The sequence below is a fragment of the Gammaproteobacteria bacterium genome, assembly GCA_003696665.1.
GTDB lineage: Bacteria > Pseudomonadota > Gammaproteobacteria > Enterobacterales.
Genome location: RFGJ01000560.1, coordinates 1 through 1,767 on the forward strand (window position 1 = coordinate 1; position 1,767 = coordinate 1,767).

2 protein-coding genes are annotated in these 1,767 nt (G+C 49.9%); both read left to right on the forward strand.

Annotated features, from left to right (window positions below):
• Nucleotides 1–345 precede the first annotated feature (345 nt).
• Nucleotides 346–1,110, forward strand: a complete 765-nt coding sequence (locus D6694_13665) for a DUF2202 domain-containing protein (GenBank protein RMH36674.1) — start codon at nt 346–348, stop codon at nt 1,108–1,110.
• A 140-nt stretch (nt 1,111–1,250) separates the two neighbouring features.
• Nucleotides 1,251–1,767: DUF4405 domain-containing protein (locus D6694_13670; GenBank protein ID RMH36675.1), on the forward strand; the 517-nt coding region annotated here is incomplete at its 3' end.

The window sequence follows — 1,767 nt, forward strand, 5'->3', positions numbered from 1 at the left end:
CAGCTTTATCCGGGCCTGGGAGCCAACCGCGCCCGCCGTCGCCCAACCCTCCCGGCCCGGTATGACGGGTGAAGATGGTATGGGACCTCCCTGGCTGCGTGGGCAATAGTCGTTGCTCATTTAAACAATGGGGCTGTTTTGCAGCGATTCACGCCATTGCAAAATAGCCCCACTGTTTGCCGGTCAAATTGTATTGTCTCCATCGTATTCTTCACATGATTTTCACATTTTCTCCACAAACTCCACGTATTTTTCAGTTATACTCCAAAGTGTCAAACATAAATGACAAATAATTTTTAGCCAAGATGGAGACGAAAAATGAAAACGCAAATGAGCACTATAATAATGGGATTATTGACTGTGGCATTGTTGACCATCGTTGGATTGTCCGCATGCGCTACAACAGAAACCACAGCCGCGCAACCGATAACTCAGGCGGACGGCGGTGCAGATAGCATCGATGCCGTAGATATTGATACAAGCGTCAATATTGATCAAGCCAGCCTGAACCAGACTCCTGCCCCGATTTCGATGAGCGCGTTGAGCGAGGTTGAGAGTGAAGGCATTCTCTATATGCGAGAGGAAGAAAAACTGGCCCGCGATGTCTATCTGACGCTCTACAAAAGATGGGAATTACCCGTTTTTCAGAACATTGCCAACAGCGAGCAAACCCATATGGACGCCGTCCTGTCGCTGATTGAGCGATATGGTCTGGACGACCCGGCGGCGGGTAATGATGTGGGGGCCTTTACCAACCCTGATTTGCAGGCATTATACGACCAGTTGATTGACCAGAGTAGCGCGTCCCTGGCAGACGCCCTGCGTGTTGGGGGAGCTATTGAGGAAATTGACATTCTGGACCTGGAAGAGCGTCTGGGGCAAACCGATAAAGCTGACATCCAATTAGTCTATGAAAGCCTGATGAAAGGGTCTCGCAACCACCTGCGCGCCTTCGTTTCAACGCTGGAACAGCAGACGGGAGAGAGCTACCAGCCTCAATATCTCAGCCAGGACGTCTATGATGCCATTATCAACAGGGCGATAGAAAGAGGCGGCAATGGGCGCGGTAACGGTCAGGGTAATGGTCAGGGTCGGCGCGCTGGTCAATAATCTTTAACTTTACCGACGTAACTTCTTGGGGGCGTTACGTTCAATGAGAAAGAAATTCAAACCACGAATTATTTTCATTCAACGCCCCCAACGATTCGAAATTAGAATCTGTCTTATGCCTCTACCTTGGAGGTAACATTATGTTCGGTAAAACCAAATTCAACTTCTGGTTCGATGTAACAATTTTTACCATATTTCTGGTAACTGCTATCACCGGCCTACTAGTATGGTTGGTGCTCCCCCATGGACGGGGCGGCGAAGATTTTGTGTTTCTGGGGGTGACCCGCCACAGTTGGATTAGCCTTCATACATGGGTTGGGCTGGGACTGCTTGCCGGAGTGGCGGCTCATCTGATACTGCACTGGCAATGGATTTCATGTGTGGGTGGACGTTTTTTCAAAAAACTGGCCCGTCAGGCCCGGATTAATTTCTCTCTAGACAGCTTGTTGTTTGTGGTCTTTTTTCTGGTTAATCTGTCCGGTCTGGTGATGTGGCTGGTATTGCCATCCGGTGGTTATCAGGGAGGGCGCAACCCGTATTATCACGCCACCCTGTTCTGGCTGACCCGCCACGGCTGGAAAGATTTGCATCTGTGGAGCGGGCTGATTATGATTGCTATTGTGGTGATGCATCTGAAATTGCACTGGCATTGGGTGG

Coding starts and splice junctions, on each gene's coding strand:
- D6694_13665 (RMH36674.1), top strand. CDS start 346: ATGGGATTATTGACTGTGGCATTGTTGACCATCGTTGGATTGTCCGCA.